15 protein-coding genes and 1 pseudogene are annotated in these 17,645 nt (G+C 65.6%); 9 read left to right on the plus strand and 7 right to left on the minus strand.

Annotated features, from left to right (window positions below; translation table 11 throughout):
* From ACQ3DC_RS07980 to ACQ3DC_RS07990, 3 genes and pseudogenes are all read right to left on the minus strand, one after another.
* Window positions 1–261 (minus strand): annotated as a pseudogene (locus tag ACQ3DC_RS07980) (HNH endonuclease signature motif containing protein); the annotation flags it as partial.
* A 134-nt stretch (window positions 262–395) separates the two neighbouring features.
* A complete protein-coding gene (locus tag ACQ3DC_RS07985) occupies window positions 396–764 on the minus strand; it encodes a peptidase inhibitor family I36 protein (protein ID WP_430751961.1) in 369 nt (122 codons plus the stop codon).
* A 206-nt stretch (window positions 765–970) separates the two neighbouring features.
* Window positions 971–1,447 (minus strand): PaaI family thioesterase, encoded by a 477-nt coding sequence (locus ACQ3DC_RS07990; RefSeq protein ID WP_197432526.1) that lies wholly within the window; start codon window positions 1,445–1,447, stop codon window positions 971–973.
* A gap of 193 nt (window positions 1,448–1,640) precedes the next feature.
* Between ACQ3DC_RS07990 and polA the strand changes: the two genes are divergently transcribed.
* The 3 genes from polA (at window position 1,641) to rpsA (ending at window position 7,424) form a co-directional block, all read left to right on the plus strand.
* The gene (polA, locus tag ACQ3DC_RS07995; RefSeq protein ID WP_430752050.1) at window positions 1,641–4,325 is read left to right on the plus strand and encodes a DNA polymerase I; all 2,685 of its coding nucleotides are present in this window, start codon (window positions 1,641–1,643) and stop codon (window positions 4,323–4,325) included.
* A gap of 50 nt (window positions 4,326–4,375) precedes the next feature.
* The gene (locus ACQ3DC_RS08000) at window positions 4,376–5,674 is read left to right on the plus strand and encodes a GNAT family N-acetyltransferase (protein WP_430751962.1); all 1,299 of its coding nucleotides are present in this window, start codon (window positions 4,376–4,378) and stop codon (window positions 5,672–5,674) included.
* A 271-nt stretch (window positions 5,675–5,945) separates the two neighbouring features.
* Entirely contained in the window at window positions 5,946–7,424 is a 1,479-nt protein-coding gene (gene rpsA / locus ACQ3DC_RS08005) for a 30S ribosomal protein S1 (protein ID WP_157242382.1), read from the plus strand.
* Window positions 7,425–7,551: 127 nt separating this feature from the next.
* On the opposite strand, the gene ACQ3DC_RS08010 is transcribed toward rpsA, so the two are convergent.
* Both ACQ3DC_RS08010 and ACQ3DC_RS08015 read right to left on the minus strand, forming a co-directional pair.
* A complete protein-coding gene (locus tag ACQ3DC_RS08010; protein ID WP_323057200.1) occupies window positions 7,552–8,064 on the minus strand; it encodes a GNAT family N-acetyltransferase in 513 nt (170 codons plus the stop codon).
* Complete coding sequence (locus ACQ3DC_RS08015; RefSeq protein WP_323057199.1) at window positions 8,048–8,737, minus strand: IMPACT family protein; 690 nt, start codon at window positions 8,735–8,737, stop codon at window positions 8,048–8,050. The genes ACQ3DC_RS08010 and ACQ3DC_RS08015 overlap by 17 nt, the downstream gene beginning before the upstream one ends.
* 157 nt (window positions 8,738–8,894) lie before the next feature.
* On the opposite strand from ACQ3DC_RS08015, the gene ACQ3DC_RS08020 reads away from it, so the two are divergent.
* The 6 genes from ACQ3DC_RS08020 (at window position 8,895) to ACQ3DC_RS08045 (ending at window position 15,806) form a co-directional block, all read left to right on the plus strand.
* Window positions 8,895–9,119 (plus strand): hypothetical protein, encoded by a 225-nt coding sequence (locus tag ACQ3DC_RS08020; protein ID WP_157242380.1) that lies wholly within the window; start codon window positions 8,895–8,897, stop codon window positions 9,117–9,119.
* Window positions 9,120–9,141: 22 nt separating this feature from the next.
* Window positions 9,142–9,540: a hypothetical protein gene (locus tag ACQ3DC_RS08025; RefSeq protein ID WP_430751963.1), complete on the plus strand. Its 399-nt coding sequence runs from the start codon at window positions 9,142–9,144 to the stop codon at window positions 9,538–9,540.
* 143 nt (window positions 9,541–9,683) lie between these two features.
* A complete protein-coding gene (gene coaE / locus ACQ3DC_RS08030) occupies window positions 9,684–10,898 on the plus strand; it encodes a dephospho-CoA kinase (protein ID WP_430751964.1) in 1,215 nt (404 codons plus the stop codon).
* An 83-nt stretch (window positions 10,899–10,981) separates the two neighbouring features.
* Entirely contained in the window at window positions 10,982–13,078 is a 2,097-nt protein-coding gene (uvrB, locus tag ACQ3DC_RS08035; protein WP_157242378.1) for an excinuclease ABC subunit UvrB, read from the plus strand.
* A 203-nt stretch (window positions 13,079–13,281) separates the two neighbouring features.
* Window positions 13,282–14,310: a TerC family protein gene (locus tag ACQ3DC_RS08040; protein WP_321216170.1), complete on the plus strand. Its 1,029-nt coding sequence runs from the start codon at window positions 13,282–13,284 to the stop codon at window positions 14,308–14,310.
* 107 nt (window positions 14,311–14,417) lie between these two features.
* A complete protein-coding gene (locus ACQ3DC_RS08045) occupies window positions 14,418–15,806 on the plus strand; it encodes an MFS transporter (protein WP_430751965.1) in 1,389 nt (462 codons plus the stop codon).
* Here the strand turns inward: ACQ3DC_RS08045 and ACQ3DC_RS08050 are convergent.
* Together ACQ3DC_RS08050 and ACQ3DC_RS08055 are read right to left on the minus strand one after the other, a co-directional pair.
* Window positions 15,792–17,126, minus strand: coding sequence for an alpha/beta fold hydrolase (locus ACQ3DC_RS08050; protein ID WP_321216171.1), 1,335 nt, complete (start codon window positions 17,124–17,126; stop codon window positions 15,792–15,794). The two genes, ACQ3DC_RS08045 and ACQ3DC_RS08050, sit on opposite strands and share 15 nt — an antisense overlap.
* Window positions 17,127–17,133: 7 nt before the next feature.
* Window positions 17,134–17,634 carry a GNAT family N-acetyltransferase gene (locus ACQ3DC_RS08055; protein WP_323057195.1) on the minus strand — a complete coding sequence of 167 codons (501 nt, stop codon included), beginning with the start codon at window positions 17,632–17,634 and terminating at the stop codon, window positions 17,134–17,136.
* Window positions 17,635–17,645 lie beyond the last annotated feature (11 nt).

Here is a 17,645-nt window from a genome sequence, read left to right on the forward strand (position 1 = left end):
GAGCGCCTGCACGGGCGGGTCCGGCGGGGCGGCCGCCCGTGCTGTTTCGGCGTATGTCCCTGCTGTTTTGGCCACCAGCCCCGCCACCCTGGCCTGGACCCCGGCGGCCCCGGCAAGGATGTCCAGGCACCCGTCGGCCAGCCCGGCCAGCGGATCAGCAGCGGAAAACGGCTCCGAACCGCACCCGTCCGCCTCGGCAATGAGCACGGCAAGAGCGGCATTCATGTCCGCAAACGCCTTCGCCACCGCCGCTTTCCCCATACCAAAATCATCGCGCGAGGGTACGACATTATTGCGCTGGCTAGGGCGGGGCTGGATGTGCGACGCGTGTCTCAAGTCCAGCCGGCCGACATTGAATTCCGGGCAAGACCGGTGCAGGCAGCCGTTGACAAGCGTCAGAAGCGTTTGATCACGGAGATATTATTGACGAACTCGCTATGCATGTTGTATTTGAAGTGCTCGGCAATTGCGAGCCCGTTCTGCCCGCCGATGGTCCGCCAGACACCCCATAGCGAGCCGGTACGGTTCCATACGCTCTCGATGTTGTCGTTCATGCCGGTCGGGCCATACTCGTCCGCCAGGTTCGGGTCACCGACCTGGTACGCGGCCATGAGCCCAGAGCCATTTGGGCCCGCGAATGCGCAGAAGTGCGCTTCCGGACAGCGATCCCACCCCGTGGCAGCCTGCGCCGGGGCGGCGACGCCCGCAACCGCAATCAGTGCCGCAGCGGCCAGACCAACGCCGAGGTTCCCTGAAATTCGCATTTGTCTCCCCCATGAACAAGTGACTCGGCGCGGGATGCGCCCAGATCAGACTAGAACACGTACTCAGTTCCGTACACCTGTGAACTTCCGATACGGTGCAGACTGCGGAACCAACCATATTCCCCCGCCATTTCTGGCCAACGCCACAGAAGTGCGCTTCTGCGTTCCTTGCAGTCAGCTTCTGAGAATGACAGAGGGGACTCGCCCTACTCCTGCCGGGCCGGGACGTTGTCCCGGATCATGTTCGTTATACGGGCGGTGGACAGCCGGCGGCCCTGCCCGTCCGTAATCACAATTTCGTGGGTGGCCAGGGTCCTGCCCAGGTGGATGGCGGTGCAGGTTCCAGTTACAGTACCCGCCGCAATGGAGCGGTGATGCGTGGCATTCACCTCGATGCCGACGGCGTGGCGGTCCGGTCCCGCGTGCATCCCCGCGGCAAACGAACCAAGGGTCTCCGCCAGCACTACGTGGGCGCCGCCATGCAGAATGCCCGCAACCTGGGTGTTGCCCTCCACGGGCATGGTGGCAACGCTCCGCTCGGGACTCATTTCCAGGAAGTGAATCCCCATTTTCACCACCAGGGCGCCGATCCCGAACCGGCCCAGCCAACCGTGCAGGTGCTCAGGGATTCCGGCGGCCGCAAGCTCCCCGGCGAAAGGGCCGGGCGTGAAATTGTCCATCATGGCAACTAGGCTGGCACCTGTGAGTGAAACAACCAAACCGGCCCCTTTCCCGTCCCAAACCTTGCAGGAGGACAAAGCACCGCAGGGTTCCGCCACCCTTGAGGACGCTGCAGTCGGGGAAGGCGCAGGCCGGGGCAATGTCCCGGCACAGGCCAGTGGCTCGGTTTCTGCGACGGAAGCCCCGGTGGTTCCCATGACGGGACAGCCGCGCCTTTTGGTGCTGGACGGACATTCCATGGCATTCCGCGCGTTTTTTGCGCTGCCCGCGGACAAGTTCTCAACCACGAACGGGCAGCACACCAACGCCATTCACGGATTCACCTCCATGCTGATCAATCTCATCAAGGAGCAGCAGCCCACCCACATCGCGGTGGCCTTCGACGTTTCGGACGAATCCACCCACCGCAAGACGGAGTACAGCGAATACAAGGGTGGCCGCAACGAGACTCCGCGGGAGATGAACAACCAGATCGACCTCATTGCGCAGGTCATGAAGGCCTGGGGCATCAAGACCATCACAATGCCCGGCTACGAGGCAGATGACATTCTTGCCACCCTCGCCACCATGGGAGAAAAAGCAGGGTACGAAGTGCTGCTGGTCTCGGGGGACCGCGATGCGTTCCAGCTCATCACCGACAACGTTTTTGTGCTGTACCCCAGGAAGGGCGTCAGCGACATTCCGCGGATGGATGCCGCTGCCATTGAGGCGAAGTACTTCGTCAGCCCCAGCCGGTACTCGGATCTTGCTGCGCTGGTGGGCGAAACGGCGGACAACCTCCCCGGCGTGCCCGGGGTCGGGCCCAAGACGGCCGCCAAGTGGATCAATCTTTACGGCGGGCTCGACGGCGTCCTGGAGCACCTGGATGCGATTGGCGGGAAGGTGGGCGATGCGCTGCGCGAAAACGTCGAGGCCGTCAAGCGGAACCGCCGCCTGAACCAGCTGCACACGGACCTTGAGCTTCCCGTCACGCTGGATGACCTTTACCAGCCGCGGCCGGACCAGGCCGCCCTGGAGGACCTGTTCGACAAGCTTGAGTTCAAGACCATCCGCAGCCGGCTCTTTGCGCTCTACGGCGATGCGGACAAGCCTGCCGCGGAACGGGAAAGCATCGACACGCCGCAGTACGTCGTGCCGGGCAGTGCCGCGGAGCTGTCAGCGTTCCTCGACGCCGGCGCGGGGCAGCGCTCCGCCGTCTCCGTCGACCTTGTCCCCGGCCGCATCGGCGAGGACGCCGCGGCGCTGGCGATTGTCCGGCACGGCGCTGCCGCCTATGTCGACCTGTCAAGCCAGGACGCCGAGTCGGAGAACGTCCTGGCCGGCTGGCTGCGGGACCCGGAAGCGCCGAAGGTCCTGCACGGTTTCAAGGCCGCACTGAAAGCCCTGACGTCCCGTGGACTGGAGCTGGAAGGCGTGGTGGATGACACCTCCATCTCCGGCTACCTCATCCAGCCGGACCGGCGCACCTACGAACTCGCGGAGCTGGCCCAGCACCACCTCAACGTAGGGATCCCTGCCGCCACGGCCAAGGCAGGCCAGCTGGAGCTCTCCTTCGACGGCGAGGACGACGCCGCAGCCGACGCGCTGGTCCAGGCGGCCGCCGTCGTGCTGGCCCTGAGCCGCTACTTCGAGGACGAACTCAAGGAGCGCAAGGCGGAGGAACTGCTCTCCACCCTCGAGCTGCCGGTCAGCCGTGTCCTGGCGGACATGGAGCTCGCCGGCATTGCCATTGACATGGCGCGCATGGATGACCAGATCGCCGATCTGGCCCGGGTCATCGACCAGGCGCAGGAGCAAGCGTTCGCGGCGATCGGGCATGAGGTGAACCTGGGCTCTCCCAAACAGCTTCAGACGGTCCTGTTCGAGGAACTCCAGTTGCCCAAGACCAAGAAGATCAAGTCGGGCTACACCACGGACGCCGCATCTTTGAAGAACCTGCTGGAAAAGACGGGGCACGAGTTCCTGGTGCAGCTGATGGCGCACCGGGAGGCCGCCAAGCTGAGCCAGATGCTCGAATCCCTGAAGAAGTCCGTGGCCGAGGACGGCCGGATCCACACCACCTACGCCCAGAATGTGGCAGCGACAGGCCGCATCTCCTCCAACAACCCGAACCTGCAGAACATCCCTATCCGCAGCGAGGAAGGCCGGCGGGTCCGCGGGATCTTCGTGGTGGGGGAGGGCTATGAGTGCCTGCTGTCCGCCGATTATTCCCAGATCGAAATGCGCATCATGGCCCACCTGTCCGGTGATCAGGGCCTGATCCAGGCCTACAGGGACGGTGAGGACCTGCACCGGTTCGTCGGCTCGAACATCTTCCATGTGCCCACCGAAGAGGTCACCAGCGCCATGCGCTCCAAGGTGAAGGCAATGTCCTATGGCCTGGCCTATGGCCTGACATCGTTCGGCCTGTCCAAGCAGCTGGAGATCTCCGTCGATGAGGCACGGACCCTCATGAAGGACTACTTCGACCGGTTCGGCGCTGTCCGCGACTACCTCCGCGGCGTGGTGGACCAGGCCCGCATTGACGGGTACACCGCAACCATCGAGGGACGCCGGCGCTACCTGCCGGACCTCACCAGCACGGACAGGCAACTCCGGGAGAACGCCGAGCGGATTGCCCTGAACAGTCCCATCCAGGGCTCGGCCGCGGACATCATCAAGCGCGCCATGCTGGGAGTCCACGCCGAGTTGAAAGCGCAGGGGCTGAAATCACGGATGCTGCTCCAGGTCCACGACGAACTGGTCCTGGAAGTGGCAGCCGGTGAGCGCGCGGCCGTGGAGAAGCTGGTTACCGAGCAGATGGCCGCCGCCGCGGACCTGAGCGTCCCGCTGGAGGTCCAGATCGGCGTCGGCCCCAGCTGGTACGACGCCGGCCACTAGGGGGTGTTGATGCTGGCCAGGCGCCGGGGATCTTGGCTAGGCTCAGGTGCGTGGCTGATCTGAGTGGAAACTATGAAATCCGGCGCTTTGACGCTGTGTCCAAGGGCAAGGACGGTTACGCCGAGGCCGAAACCTGGAGCCGCGCCGTGTCCTTCGGCTTCCACGAATCCACCCGGACGCCGGAACACGTCGCGAAGACGCTTGAGACGTATGAGGCCGACCGGCGCGTCCTCACCGGCGCCTACCAAACCGGCCCGGTAGCGCCGTCGTCGCTGCCCGCCGACGTGCCGGTGGCCACCTTCGGCACCATGCGCAACACGCTCAACGTCGGCTTCGGGCACCTGGTGGAAGCCCACCTGGTCACCGCTGTCACCGTCCGCACCTCGCACCGGCGGCGCGGCCTGCTGCGGCGGATGATGAGCGAGGACCTGCAGCTCGCGAAAGACGACGGGGTTGCGGTGGCGGCGCTGACCGCGTCAGAGGGAACCATATATGGCCGGTTCGGCTACGGCGTGGCCAGCTTTGAACGCAACATCAAGGTTGACACCAGCGCGCGGTTCAGCCTGCCGCACCAGCCCGCCGGCACCGTGGAGGTCGCCGATCCCAAGGCATTGCTGCAGCTGGCTCCGGAAGTCTTCGACCGGGTGCACCGGCTGACCCCGGGGTCCGTAGGGCGGCAGGACTGGTACCGGCAGCTTGCGTCGGGCTCGCTCGGCCGCGACGGCAAGGAGGACCCCGCCATCAAGGTGGCGCTCCATTACGGGCCCGCCGGAACCGTCGACGGCTACGTCTCCTACAAGTTCCTCGGCTGGGACACCGAGCCCTACACCGTGGAAGTGGTGGACCTGCTGGCCGGCACCAATGATGCCTACCTGGAACTCTGGCAGTTCCTTGGCGCCATCGATCTGGTGGAGCGCGTGTCCTGGACGGAAGCCCCGTTGGACGACCCGCTGGCCTGGGCCCTGGACGATCCGCGCTGCATCGACTCCTCGGACAGCCGGGACATGCTCTGGCTGCGCATCCTCGATGTCCCGAAGGCACTGGCCGGGCGGCACTACCCGGCAGGAGGCCGCCTGGCGCTGAAAGTCCTGGATCCGCTCGGCCTCACGGCCGGAACGTACGCTCTTTCCGCCGACGCCGGCCAGGCCGCCGTCGAGCGCCTGCCGGAGACGGCGGAGGCGGACCTGACCCTGGACGTCTCCGCGCTGTCCTCGATGTACGTCGGCGGGGTCAGTCCGGTCACGCTGGCGGCAGCGGGCAAGGTCCGGGAGCACACGGCCGGATCCGCGCTGAAGGCCAGGCAGATGTTCGCCGTCGAGCGCTCGACGCATTGCCTTACCCACTTCTGAGGTCACTGGCAGCCTGCGGTCCCCTTCCCGGGTGGCCGCGTCATGCGCGTGCCCTGCCTCGCCGCTTTTGACCCGTGTTGCGGGCAGCGACTAGAATAAACGGGCGTGTACTACGTGCACGTATTTGCAGTTAAATATATTCTCAGCAATCCACAAAATCAGGATGACCCGGAGGATCCGTCGGATTCACCGCAAATCGCGCCTGCGTTCCATAACGCGGGCGCGCCGGTTTGCCTGACCGACTAACTATCCACAACGGAGCCCCTACTACATGACCATCACCTCCACCGAGAAGCCCGGTACCCCCGTAGTCGCCATTAACGACATCGGTACCGCTGAGGACTTCCTCGCAGCAGTCGACGCGACCATCAAGTACTTCAATGACGGAGACCTCGTCGAAGGTACCGTCGTCAAGGTCGACCGCGACGAAGTCCTGCTCGACATCGGTTACAAGACCGAAGGTGTCATCCCCTCCCGCGAGCTTTCCATCAAGCACGACGTTGACCCCGGAGACGTCGTCTCCGTTGGCGATCAGGTCGAAGCCCTGGTGCTCACCAAGGAAGACAAAGAAGGCCGCCTGATCCTCTCCAAGAAGCGCGCGCAGTACGAGCGTGCCTGGGGCGACATCGAGAAGGTCAAGGAAGAAGACGGTGTCGTCACCGGTACCGTCATCGAGGTCGTCAAGGGTGGTCTTATCCTCGACATCGGCCTGCGCGGCTTCCTGCCCGCATCCCTCGTCGAGATGCGCCGTGTGCGCGACCTTGCTCCGTACATCGGTCAGCAGATCGAAGCCAAGATCATCGAGCTGGACAAGAACCGCAACAACGTTGTGCTGTCCCGCCGTGCATGGCTCGAGCAGACCCAGTCCGAGGTCCGCTCCACCTTCCTCAACAAGCTGGAAAAGGGCCAGGTCCGTCCCGGCGTCGTTTCCTCCATCGTCAACTTCGGTGCATTCGTGGACCTGGGCGGCGTAGACGGCCTGGTTCACGTTTCCGAGCTGTCCTGGAAGCACATCGACCACCCGTCCGAGGTTGTCGAAGTTGGCCAGGAAGTCACCGTCGAGGTTCTCGAGGTCGACCTGGACCGCGAGCGCGTCTCCCTGTCGCTCAAGGCTACGCAGGAAGATCCGTGGCAGACCTTCGCCCGCACCCACGCCCTGGGCCAGGTTGTCCCGGGTAAGGTCACCAAGCTCGTTCCGTTCGGTGCGTTCGTCCGCGTCGAAGACGGCATCGAAGGCCTGGTCCACATCTCCGAACTGGCTGTCCGCCACGTGGAGCTGGCAGAGCAGGTTGTCTCCGTTGGTGACGAGCTGTTCGTCAAGGTCATCGACATCGACCTGGAACGCCGCCGCATCTCGCTGTCCCTCAAGCAGGCCAACGAGGGCGTCGACGCCGACAGCACCGAGTTCGATCCCGCTCTGTACGGCATGGCCGCAGAGTACGACGAAGAGGGCAACTACAAGTACCCCGAGGGCTTCGATCCCGAGTCCAACGAGTGGCTTGAAGGCTACGAGAACCAGCGCGCCGCCTGGGAGCAGCAGTACGCTGACGCCCAGACCCGCTGGGAAGCACACAAGAAGCAGGTTGCCCAGCACGCTGCCGACGACGCTGCAGCTGCAACGTCCGGTGAGAGCGACTCCGGCACCACCAGCTACTCCTCGGAGCCGGCTGCTGAGTCCAACACCGGTGCAGGTACGCTTGCATCCGACGAGGCTCTCGCCGCCCTGCGTGAGAAGCTGACCGGCAACTAAGTGCCAACGGTCCGGACTTTTCCGGGCTGACACAACGGGCCCCCGCAAACGCGGGGGCCCGTTGTCGTTAAAGCAGCAACTGACTGGCACTTAGCGCTGCCAAACGCGATTTTTGGTGCGCTTGCTGCTAGTCAGTTGGGAGTGCGACGACGGCGCGGACAGTTCCGTCGTCGTCAGGCGTGAGAGTGGCGCCGGCGCCGGCAAGGATCCGCTGGGCGGCGGGGTTTCCGGCCAGGGTGCGGGCGGTCACCTCGGCGATTCCGGCGTTGCGGGCCTCAGCCAGGACCAGGCGAAGTGCCGCGCTTCCGATGCCGCGGCCCCGAAACCTCCTGCCGAGCCAGATCCCGGTTTCCGCGGTGTCCCGTCCGGTGCCGGCATCTACGCGCTTGAGCCGGATGGAGCCGGCGAGGGCGCCATCGGCAAGGATGCCCCAGGATTTCTCGCCGGCCGTCCCGTCGAGGCCTTCCGCGGCGGCGCGGTGGTAAGTGAAGAACCAGGCTGTCCGTTCAAGGTTCCAGCCCGGGCCGCCGAGCGGGGGAGCCACCTCATCCGGCGAAGCGTCCCGCTTGGCCAGGTCCAGGAGCTGTTCCAGCAGCTGTTCGTCGACGTCCAGCAGGGACACGTCAGGCAAGCGGGACATCCACCCACTCCGTTCCTTCCATCGTCAGGGCGGCGCTGCCGGCGGTGAGGAGCTGCACGCGCCCGGCCGCAGCGGCAATGGCTGCGGGCTCGTCCGGCACGGCCACGCGCAGGACGGTGTGCCCGGCGGCGTAGCTGGTCCCGGCCATCACGAATCCCGCGGAGCGCAGGTCGTTTTCCAGCCGGCCGGCAGCAGCGTGCGGCACTTCGGCGGCACAGATGCGCAACCTGCTCCGGCGCACCATGGGCACCAGGGACAGCGCCGAGGAGACGGACTCCGAGTAGGCGCGCACCAAACCACCGGCACCCAACAGGACGCCACCGAAATAGCGCACGACGACGGCACTGACGTCGCTGAGGTCGGCCACCCCGGGGAGTGTCTCCCTTTTGGCGAGGGCCTCAAGCATCGGAAGGCCGGCCGTCCCCGAGGGCTCACCGTCGTCATTGGAGCGCTGGATGTTCCGGTCCGGGCCGATGATGAACGCTGAGCAGTGGTGGCGTGCGTCATGGAATTCGCGGCGCAGGCCGGTGACCAGGTCGCGTGCCAGTTCTTCGGTGCCGGCGCGGCGCAGGACGGTGATGAACCGGGAGCGCTTGATCTCGATCTCGTGGCGGAAATCGGGTCCGGCCGCCAGGGTGGTGTAACCCGTGGCCCTGCTGTCTTCCTCTTGCACCCGGCCCAGTCTAGGCCCAAGTTCCCCTGGCCCGGCAACGGCTGGAGTAGGGGTTGCGGCTCGTGATTAAGGATCGATTAAGGCGTCAGCGGGAATCTGGGAACACCAGGAAACGGAACCAGCAGAGTATTCCGAACAGGAAAGGGAGAGCCTGACCATGAAGCGGGTAGAAGCCTCAAGCCGCAGCACGCATCAAACAGGTCTTTTCCGGATTGAATCGCCGGAAATCCTTCCGCAGCCTGGCCGGCGCGGCACCCCAGGTTCCGCCTACGGCAACAACTGGGTTGAAGAGATTTGGCCGGACTGCCTGGTGGACCGCACCAAGTCCAACCCGGCAGCACTGGAGGACCTCCTGGCGCCAAGGGCCGGTTCGCCTTACTGAACTCTTCGCCGAATCCGGCGCAATGCCTGAACCGAAGACGGTCAGGAAAAAACCCTGTCATCCATCCGGGGTGGCACCGCAAGAAAGGAGCAGTACATTGTTCACATCCAAAGGAAATCACCGGATTCCTGCCCACATGGCCGGACCTGCGTCAGTGGATGGCAAGCGGTCTGATGGAACCAAAAAGAGGAAGCTGTTCCTTTCCATCGCAACTGTTGCCGCAGCCGGTTTCTCAGGAGTGATTGCCGCGCCCGCGAATGCATCTTCGACGACGTCGGATGGCGCGACGGACCTGCAGGCACACTCGATAGCCGCGCCTTACGGTGAAGAGGAAATCCGCACCCTGCAGCAGCTCGGCGACTTTCTTGGCGCCAGCTCCCGCATCACGGCTAACCAATACGCCCTGGGCCATATGTACTAGAACTGTTAGGGCATGACCCCGGGCGCCGGGGCGGTTGTCCGGATGAATTCCGGCCGGGTCCGGTCCATGGCACCACAGGAGACGCGCCGTGGACCTGGACCGGACCTGAACCTGGACCCGGACCGGGGGATTAGGGTGGGGGAGTGCTCAAGATCGGGTTGACGGGCGGCATCGCCTCAGGAAAATCAGTGGTTGCCTTGCGCCTGAAGGAACGCGGCGCGGTGCTGGTGGATGCTGATGCATTGGCGCGGGAAGTGGTGGAGCCGGGCTCCGAGGGCCTGGACAGCGTTGTGGCTGAGTTTGGCCGGGATGTCCTTGGCCCGGATGGCCGCCTTGACCGGCCCAGGCTCGGGGACCTGGTCTTTGGAGATCCGGCACGGCTCGCGGTGCTGAATGGAATCGTCCACCCCTTGGTCCGTTCGCGTGCGGCCGCCATCGTGGAAGCTGCAGCAGGAGATGCCGTCGTGGTGCAGGACATTCCCCTGCTGGTGGAAACCGGACAGGGGAGCGACTTCCACCTTGTGGTGGTGGTCGACGCGCCGGACGACGTGCGGCTCCAGCGAATGCTGGAGCACCGCGGGATGACGCGCGAAGCTGCACTGTCGCGGATGGCTGCGCAGGCAACGCGGGAGGAACGGCTGGCCGCGGCCGACGTCGTCCTGGACAACTCCGGCAGCGTGCAGCACCTGCTGGACCAGGTGGACCGGCTCTGGGATGACCGGCTGGTGCCCTTCGCCCGCAACCTCGCCGCGGGCAGGCGTGCGCCGAGGAACTGCGGTCCTGTCCTGGAGCCGTATCGGGAGGAATGGGCCAAGGAGGCGGCCAGGATCTCCGCGAGGCTGAAGACCGCGGCCCCCGGGCTCATCCTGGCGGTGGACCACATTGGCTCCACGTCCGTCCCCGGGCTCGCTGCCAAGAATGTTATAGACCTGCAGGTTGCGGTTTCCGGCCTGGACGCTGCAGACACTGCTGCACCCCTGCTGGCGGCAGCCGGGTTCCCCGTGGTGCCCGGCGCCGGGTCCGATACGCCCAAGCCGTCGGCGCCGGATCCCGGGCAGTGGCAGAAACGGTTCCATGCCAACGCGGACCCCGGGCGTCCGGTCAACATCCACGTCCGTGTTGCCGGCTCGCCCGGATGGCGCTATGCCTTGATGTTCCGGGACTGGCTGCGTGCCGACCCGTCCGCACGCACGCTGTATGCACGGCATAAGGCAGGCCTTGCGGGACGTTTCGCCGGGTCGGCGGGCACCAGGGCGTACGCAGAGGCCAAGGAACCGTGGTTCACGGACGTTGCCTGGCCCCTCATGTCCGCCTGGTCCGAGGAGACCGGCTGGGCGCCGCCGTCGTACGCGTCCTGAAGGCATCCGCGGACCGGCGGAAAGCTGTTCGCCCGTAACGGACGGGCCGCAATAGTGTCGGTGCCCGGTTGTAGATTAGATCCATGAGCCTTGCGCAGGATATCAACCGTGTTGTGGCGCCCTTTGAGGTCATCAGCGAATTCAAGCCCGCCGGCGACCAGCCCGCCGCCATTGCCGAACTGACGGAGCGCATCAGGAACGGCGAGAAGGACGTGGTGCTGCTCGGTGCCACGGGTACGGGCAAGAGCGCCACCACCGCCTGGCTTATCGAGCAGGTGCAGCGGCCCACCCTGGTGATGGTCCAGAACAAGACCCTGGCGGCGCAGCTGGCCAACGAATTCCGCGAGCTGCTGCCAAACAACGCGGTGGAGTACTTCGTTTCCTACTACGACTACTACCAGCCCGAGGCCTACGTCGCCCAGACGGACACCTTCATCGAGAAGGACTCCTCCATTAACGAGGAAGTTGAAAGGCTCCGCCACTCAGCCACCAACGCCCTGCTGACCCGCCGGGACGTGATCGTCGTCGCCACTGTCTCCTGCATCTACGGCCTGGGCACGCCCGAGGAATACATCGCAGGAATGGTCACGCTCCGCAAGGGGGCGGAGATGAACCGTGACGACCTCCTCCGCAAATTCGTGTCCATGCAGTACGCCCGCAACGACATGGACTTCCATCGGGGCACGTTCCGCGTCCGCGGGGACACGGTGGAGATCATCCCGATGTACGAGGAACTGGCTATCCGGATCGAGTTCTTCGGGGATGAGATCGAGAATATCCAGACACTCCACCCGCTGACCGGTGAGGTGATCCGCGACGAAGAGGAAATGTACGTCTTCCCCGCGTCGCACTACGTGGCTGGACCCGAACGGATGTCCCGGGCCATCAAGCGGATCGAGGATGAGCTCGCTGATCGGCTGAAGGTACTGGAAAGCCAGAACAAGCTGGTGGAAGCGCAGCGGCTCCGGATGCGGACCATGTACGACCTCGAGATGATGCAGCAGATGGGCTTCTGCAACGGCATCGAGAACTATTCGGCGCACATCGACGGCCGCGCCCCCGGAACGGCCCCCCACTGCCTCCTGGACTACTTCCCGGACGACTTCCTCCTGGTGGTGGACGAGTCCCACGTGACCATCCCGCAGATCGGCGCCATGTACGAAGGCGACATGTCGCGCAAGCGGAACCTGGTGGACTTCGGCTTCCGCCTGCCCTCGGCCATGGACAACAGGCCGCTGAAATGGGACGAGTTCCTGCAACGCGTTGGCCAGACCGTTTACCTGTCCGCCACGCCGGGCAAGTATGAACTGGGCAAGGCCGACGGTTTTGTGCAGCAGATCATCCGGCCCACGGGCCTCATCGATCCCGAGGTGGTGGTGAAGCCCACCAAGGGTCAGATCGACGACCTGCTGGGCGAGATCAAGACCCGTACGGACAAGAACGAGCGCATCCTGGTCACTACCCTGACCAAGCGGATGGCCGAGGACCTTACGGACTACCTCCTCGGGCATGGCATCAAGGTGGAGTACCTGCACTCCGACGTCGACACCCTGCGGCGCGTGGAGCTGCTGCGCGAACTCCGGATGGGCAAGTTCGACGTCCTGGTGGGCATCAACCTGCTCCGTGAGGGCCTGGACCTTCCCGAAGTGTCCCTTGTCAGCATCCTCGATGCGGACAAGGAGGGCTTCCTGCGGTCGTCCACGTCCCTGATCCAGACGATCGGCCGCGCTGCCCGCAACGTCTCCGGCCAGGTGCACATGTACGCCGACCGCATCACGGACTCCATGGCGCAGGCCATCGACGAGACAAACCGGCGCCGCGCCATCCAGGTTGCCTACAACACCGAACACGGCGTGGACCCGCAGCCGCTGCGGAAAAAGATCGCCGACATCACGGACCAACTGGCCAAGGAAGACGCCGATACCCAGGAGCTGCTGAAGAACAACCGGCTGGCCAAGGGAGGAAAGCGGAAGTCCGCCGCAAAGGGTGCCGCCCAGGTCCGCTCGGACGGCCTGGCAGCGGCCCCGGCCGAGGACCTGGTGGGCCTGATCGAACAGCTGACGGAGCAGATGCACGGCGCCGCTGCCGAGCTGCAGTTCGAAGTGGCCGCCAGGATCAGGGACGAGGTCAGCGAGCTGAAGAAGGAGCTCCGGCAGATGCAGGCTGCCGGGCACGCCTGACACAAACATCAACAGGGGACGGGCGGGCGGCCCGCCTGGGGTAGAGTTAACGTCACGTAGGGGAGTATCCCGAGCGCTACGATCGTCAACACGCAGGGCATGGTTGCCCCGCCGGGCGTAGCGGGCCGCCGTTTCAGCACCAAGTGCGCAGGCAGGCCGGAGAGACTTACACCGCATCTCTGTACCCTGCGAAAGGCTACCCTGTGCTCGAATTGCCCGTCTGGTTTGAGGTCGGCTCCTTTGTCGTCCTTGGCCTGATCCTCCTGACCGACCTTCTCCTGGTGGTCCGCCGCCCGCACGAACCCTCCATGAAGGAAGCCGGACTCTGGGTGGCCTTCTACGTCACTCTGGCCCTGGTGTTCGCCGGCGCCATGTTCGCTTTCACCGGCCCGGAATTCGGCGGCCAGTTCGTCGCCGGCTGGGTGACGGAATACAGCCTCAGCATCGACAACCTGTTTGTCTTCATCATCATCATGGCCAGGTTCTCCGTGCCCCGGAAGTACCAGCAGGAAGTGCTGATGGTGGGCATCATCATCGCCCTGATCCTGCGCGGCATCTTCATCCTGCTCGGCGCGATCGTGATCGAGCAGTTCAGCTGGGTGTTCTACATCTTCGGCGCGTTCCTGCTCTGGACCGCATGGAAGCAGGCCCAGGACGAGGGCGAAGACGAAGAAGACCGGGAGAACCCGCTGATCGCCAAGATCCGCAAGGTCATCCCCATGTCCGAGAAGTTCGACGGCGGCAAGCTGCGCACCACCGTGAACGGCAAGAAGGTCTTCACCCCCATGCTGATCGTGTTCATCACCATCGGCCTCACGGACCTGCTCTTCGCCGTCGACTCCATCCCCGCAATCTTCGGCCTCACCCAGAGCCCCTTCATCGTGTTCACGGCCAACCTGTTCGCCCTGATGGGCCTGCGCCAGCTGTACTTCCTGCTCGGCGGCCTCATGAACCGCCTGATCTACCTGAAGCACGCGCTCTCCTTCATCCTCGCGTTCATCGGCGTCAAGCTGGTCCTGCACGCCATGCACGTCAACGAGCTTCCGTTCATCAACGGCGGGCAGCACATTGAATGGGCCCCCGAAATCCCCACGTTCGTTTCCCTGGGCGTCATCGTTGGCACCATCGTCATCGCGGTGGTCGCCAGCCTGGTCAGCTCCAAGGCCAAGGAAGCGCACCTGGACCCCCGCCTCGAGGAGGACGTCCGGAGGAGCCACAGCGACGCCGAGTAGGCGTCCCTGGTCCTCCTGACCCGGACAATCCCGGCCGTATCCTGCGGCCGGGATTGTCGCTTTAAATCCCCTCTGCAGGAGGCGCATGGGGGGACTATGCTCGGACCATGGCCCCCACCCTGATATCGGACCAACAGGTGCGCCTCGTGCAGCGGCGCACGGTGGTGCTGCTGAGCGCGGCCCAGATTTTTGGCGGAATCGGCACCGGTGCCACGGTTTCGATCGGGTCCATCCTCGCCGTCGAACTGTCCGGATCGAGTGCCTGGGCCGGCGCCGTCGCCACGGTCATGACCCTCGGCGCAGCCCTGGCTGCCCTGCCGCTTGCCTCGCTGGCGGACCGCCGGGGACGCCGGATCGGCCAGGTGGCCGGGCTGTCCGCGGCCCTCGCAGGCACGGTCCTGATGGTGCTCGCGGTGGTGTCCGGCCTTTTCGTCCTGCTGGTGCTCGGCGCAGCCGGGATCGGTGTGGGTACCGCCGCCAGCCTGCAGGCCCGCTTCGCCGCCGTCGACCTTGCGGACCCGGAGCACCGCGGCAGGGCCCTGTCCGCCGTGGTGTGGGCCGTAACCGTTGGCGCCGTCGCCGGACCCAACCTCATCCAGCCCGGCACCGTGGTGGGACAGGCGCTGGGCCTTCCGCCGGTGGCAGGGCCTTTCGTAATTGCCGGAGCCGGGCTTCTCCTGGCGAACGTCCTGCTCTTTACCGGCCTGCGGCCGGATCCGCTGCTGCTGGCCAGGGAACTTGCGCCGCAGCAGGCGCGCACCGGCGCCCCCGGCACGGCACAACAAACGCCGGCAGCACCGGAGGGCAGCGGCGCGGGGGCAGGCACCAACGGGCAGGCAAAGCGCGACGGCGGCTCGCTGGTCCGCGGGCTCCGGGCCATCCGCGGCTCCCGGACCGCGCTCCTGGCAGTGGCCGCCGTCGTCGGGGCCCACGCGGTGATGGTGGGCGTGATGTCCATGACGCCACTCCACCTGCAGGAACTGGTCGAAGGGCCGGGCGCGAGCCACGCGGGCCACACGGCGTCCGGTGACGTCCTGGTGATCATCGGTTTCACCATTTCGCTGCACATCGCCGGGATGTTCGCTTTGTCGCCGGTGATGGGCTGGCTGACGGACAAGGCCGGCAGGGCGCAGACCATCATGATTGGCTTCACCCTGCTGATCACCGCCGTAGCTGTTGCCGGATTCGGCCAGGCATCCACGGGGGCGGTGGCGGCAGGCCTGGTTTTGCTGGGCCTGGGCTGGTCCGCGGCCACGGTGTCCGGTTCCACCCTGCTTGCCGAGAGCGTCGGCCGGGACTCCCGTGTAGTGGTGCAGGGGGTTTCGGACATGCTCATGGGTGCAGCGGGGGCCGTGGGCGGGGCGGTGTCGGGCCTGGTCCTCAGCTGGATCGGCTACCTGGGCCTGAACCTGCTGGGCGGCGTGGTGGGCGCAGCCGTCCTGGCCGCGGCGTTCGTGACTATGGTGGCCGGCCGGCGCGCGTCAGCGCCCGCCTGACCTGGCCATACCCAGCAGCCTGGCGAAGATCGCCTCCCCGTCGTCGGCGATGCCATCGTGGTGGAAGTCGCCGGTCTCCCATACCTGCAGCCCGCGCACCGCGGACGCTGTTTCCAGGGAGAGTTTCCGGTCCACATAGATGTCGTCCGAGTAGACGGCGGCCGCCGCCGGAACGGTATTGGCCCCCAGCCGGGCAACATCGTAGAGCGGCTTCCAGTCCGTTTTGGCTGCAAGCAGGTCCGCCACGTCCCGGAGGGGCTGAAGCGCGGGGTCCTGTTCGAAGTACCACGGATAAACCATCTCGCCCGTCAGCAGCAGCGGCTCGGCGTCCGGCCGGAACTCCGGGTAGTCCGCCAGTACCCGCCAGGCGGACCAGCCGGTCGCCTGCCCCTGGCCGTAGATGGATTCATGCATCAGCGCGTAGAGGGGATTGGACCGGCGCGATACGATGCCCTGCACCTGGTCCAGGAAGGCATCCGAGAGCCGGGTGCCTTCCGCTGTTTCCGTGAAGGCGTCCTCCAGCAGGTGATGCAGGCTGTCCACGCGCGTATTGCCGCCGAGGAAGGAACCCACCATCTGGAAGCGCTCCACGGTGAGCGGGCCGCCGTCGGGAAGGAACTCCGGGGTGCTCCTAAGGTGGCGGGCAATCCGGTCAACCATGTCCCGGTCCTCCGGGTACCAGCCGAAGTACTCGGCGTTGCGGGCCGCAACGCGCTGGAACGTAGCCCGGTAGACGTCATCGGCCGGGCCGGTCAGCGGCGCAAGGCCGCCGGTCACCAGGACCTCCTTCAGGCCCTCCGGTGCAAAGGACAGGTACGTCAGTGCGCAGAAGCCGCCGTAGCTCTGGCCGTACACCGTCCACGGGCCCGCCCCCAGGGCATCCCGGATCAGCTCGGCGTCGGCCACGATGGAATCCGCACGGAAATGCTCCAGGTACGCGGCCTGGTCCGCTGCGGACCCCCGCAGCGGCAGGGTGTTCCGGTCCGCAGGCGTGGAGAGCCCCGTTCCGCGCTGGTCCAGCATGAGGATCCGGAAGTCCTTGGCAGCCGCTTTGCTCCAGCCGCCCAGCGAGCCAAACCTGTTGCCGCGCCCGCCGGGACCGCCCTGGAGGAACAGGAGCCACGGAAGACCCGCGGCCTGGTTCTCGCTGTGCGCGGCCGAAACGTACTCCCGGGCAAAGACGGTGATTGTTTCGCCCGAGGGGGAAGAATGGTCCAGCGGCACTGTGAAAAAGTGCTCCGTGGTCCGCATCCCGCGGAACTGGTGCTTCGCCCTTACCTCATGCCTTGCCCGGACCGCCGGGCCTGCCGGCGATGGCATCCCTGCACTAGCCATTGGCAGGGGCGGGGACGGCACTGCCGAACTGTTCGAGGGCCTGGCCGGTGAGCCGGAACGTGGACCAGCCGTCCATGGGCCTGGCGCCGAGGCGCCGGTAGAAGTTGATGGACGGCTCATTCCAGTCAAGGACGCTCCACTCCACCCTGGCGTAGCCGTTCTCCACGGCGATGGCGGCAAGGTGCTGGAGCAGGGCCTTTCCGTGTCCTTCGCCGCGGGCTTCCGGGCTCACGTAAAGGTCCTCCAGGTAGATGCCGTGCACGCCTTCCCAGGTGGAATAGTTCAGGAACCACAAAGCGAACCCCTGGACTTCGCCGGCCCCGTTCTCTGCCATGGCAGCGAACACGCGCGGGTTCTCTCCGAACAGCACCTGCTGCAGCATCCCGGGGGTGTTCCGGACGGCGTCAGGTTCCTTCTCGTAGTGCGCCAGTTCGTGGATCATCCGGAGGATTGCGGGTACGTCTTGCGGGGTTGCGGGGCGGATTACACTCATTGTTCGAGCTT

The sequence above is a fragment of the Paenarthrobacter sp. NEAU-H11 genome (genome assembly GCF_050573415.1).
Taxonomy (GTDB): domain Bacteria; phylum Actinomycetota; class Actinomycetes; order Actinomycetales; family Micrococcaceae; genus Arthrobacter.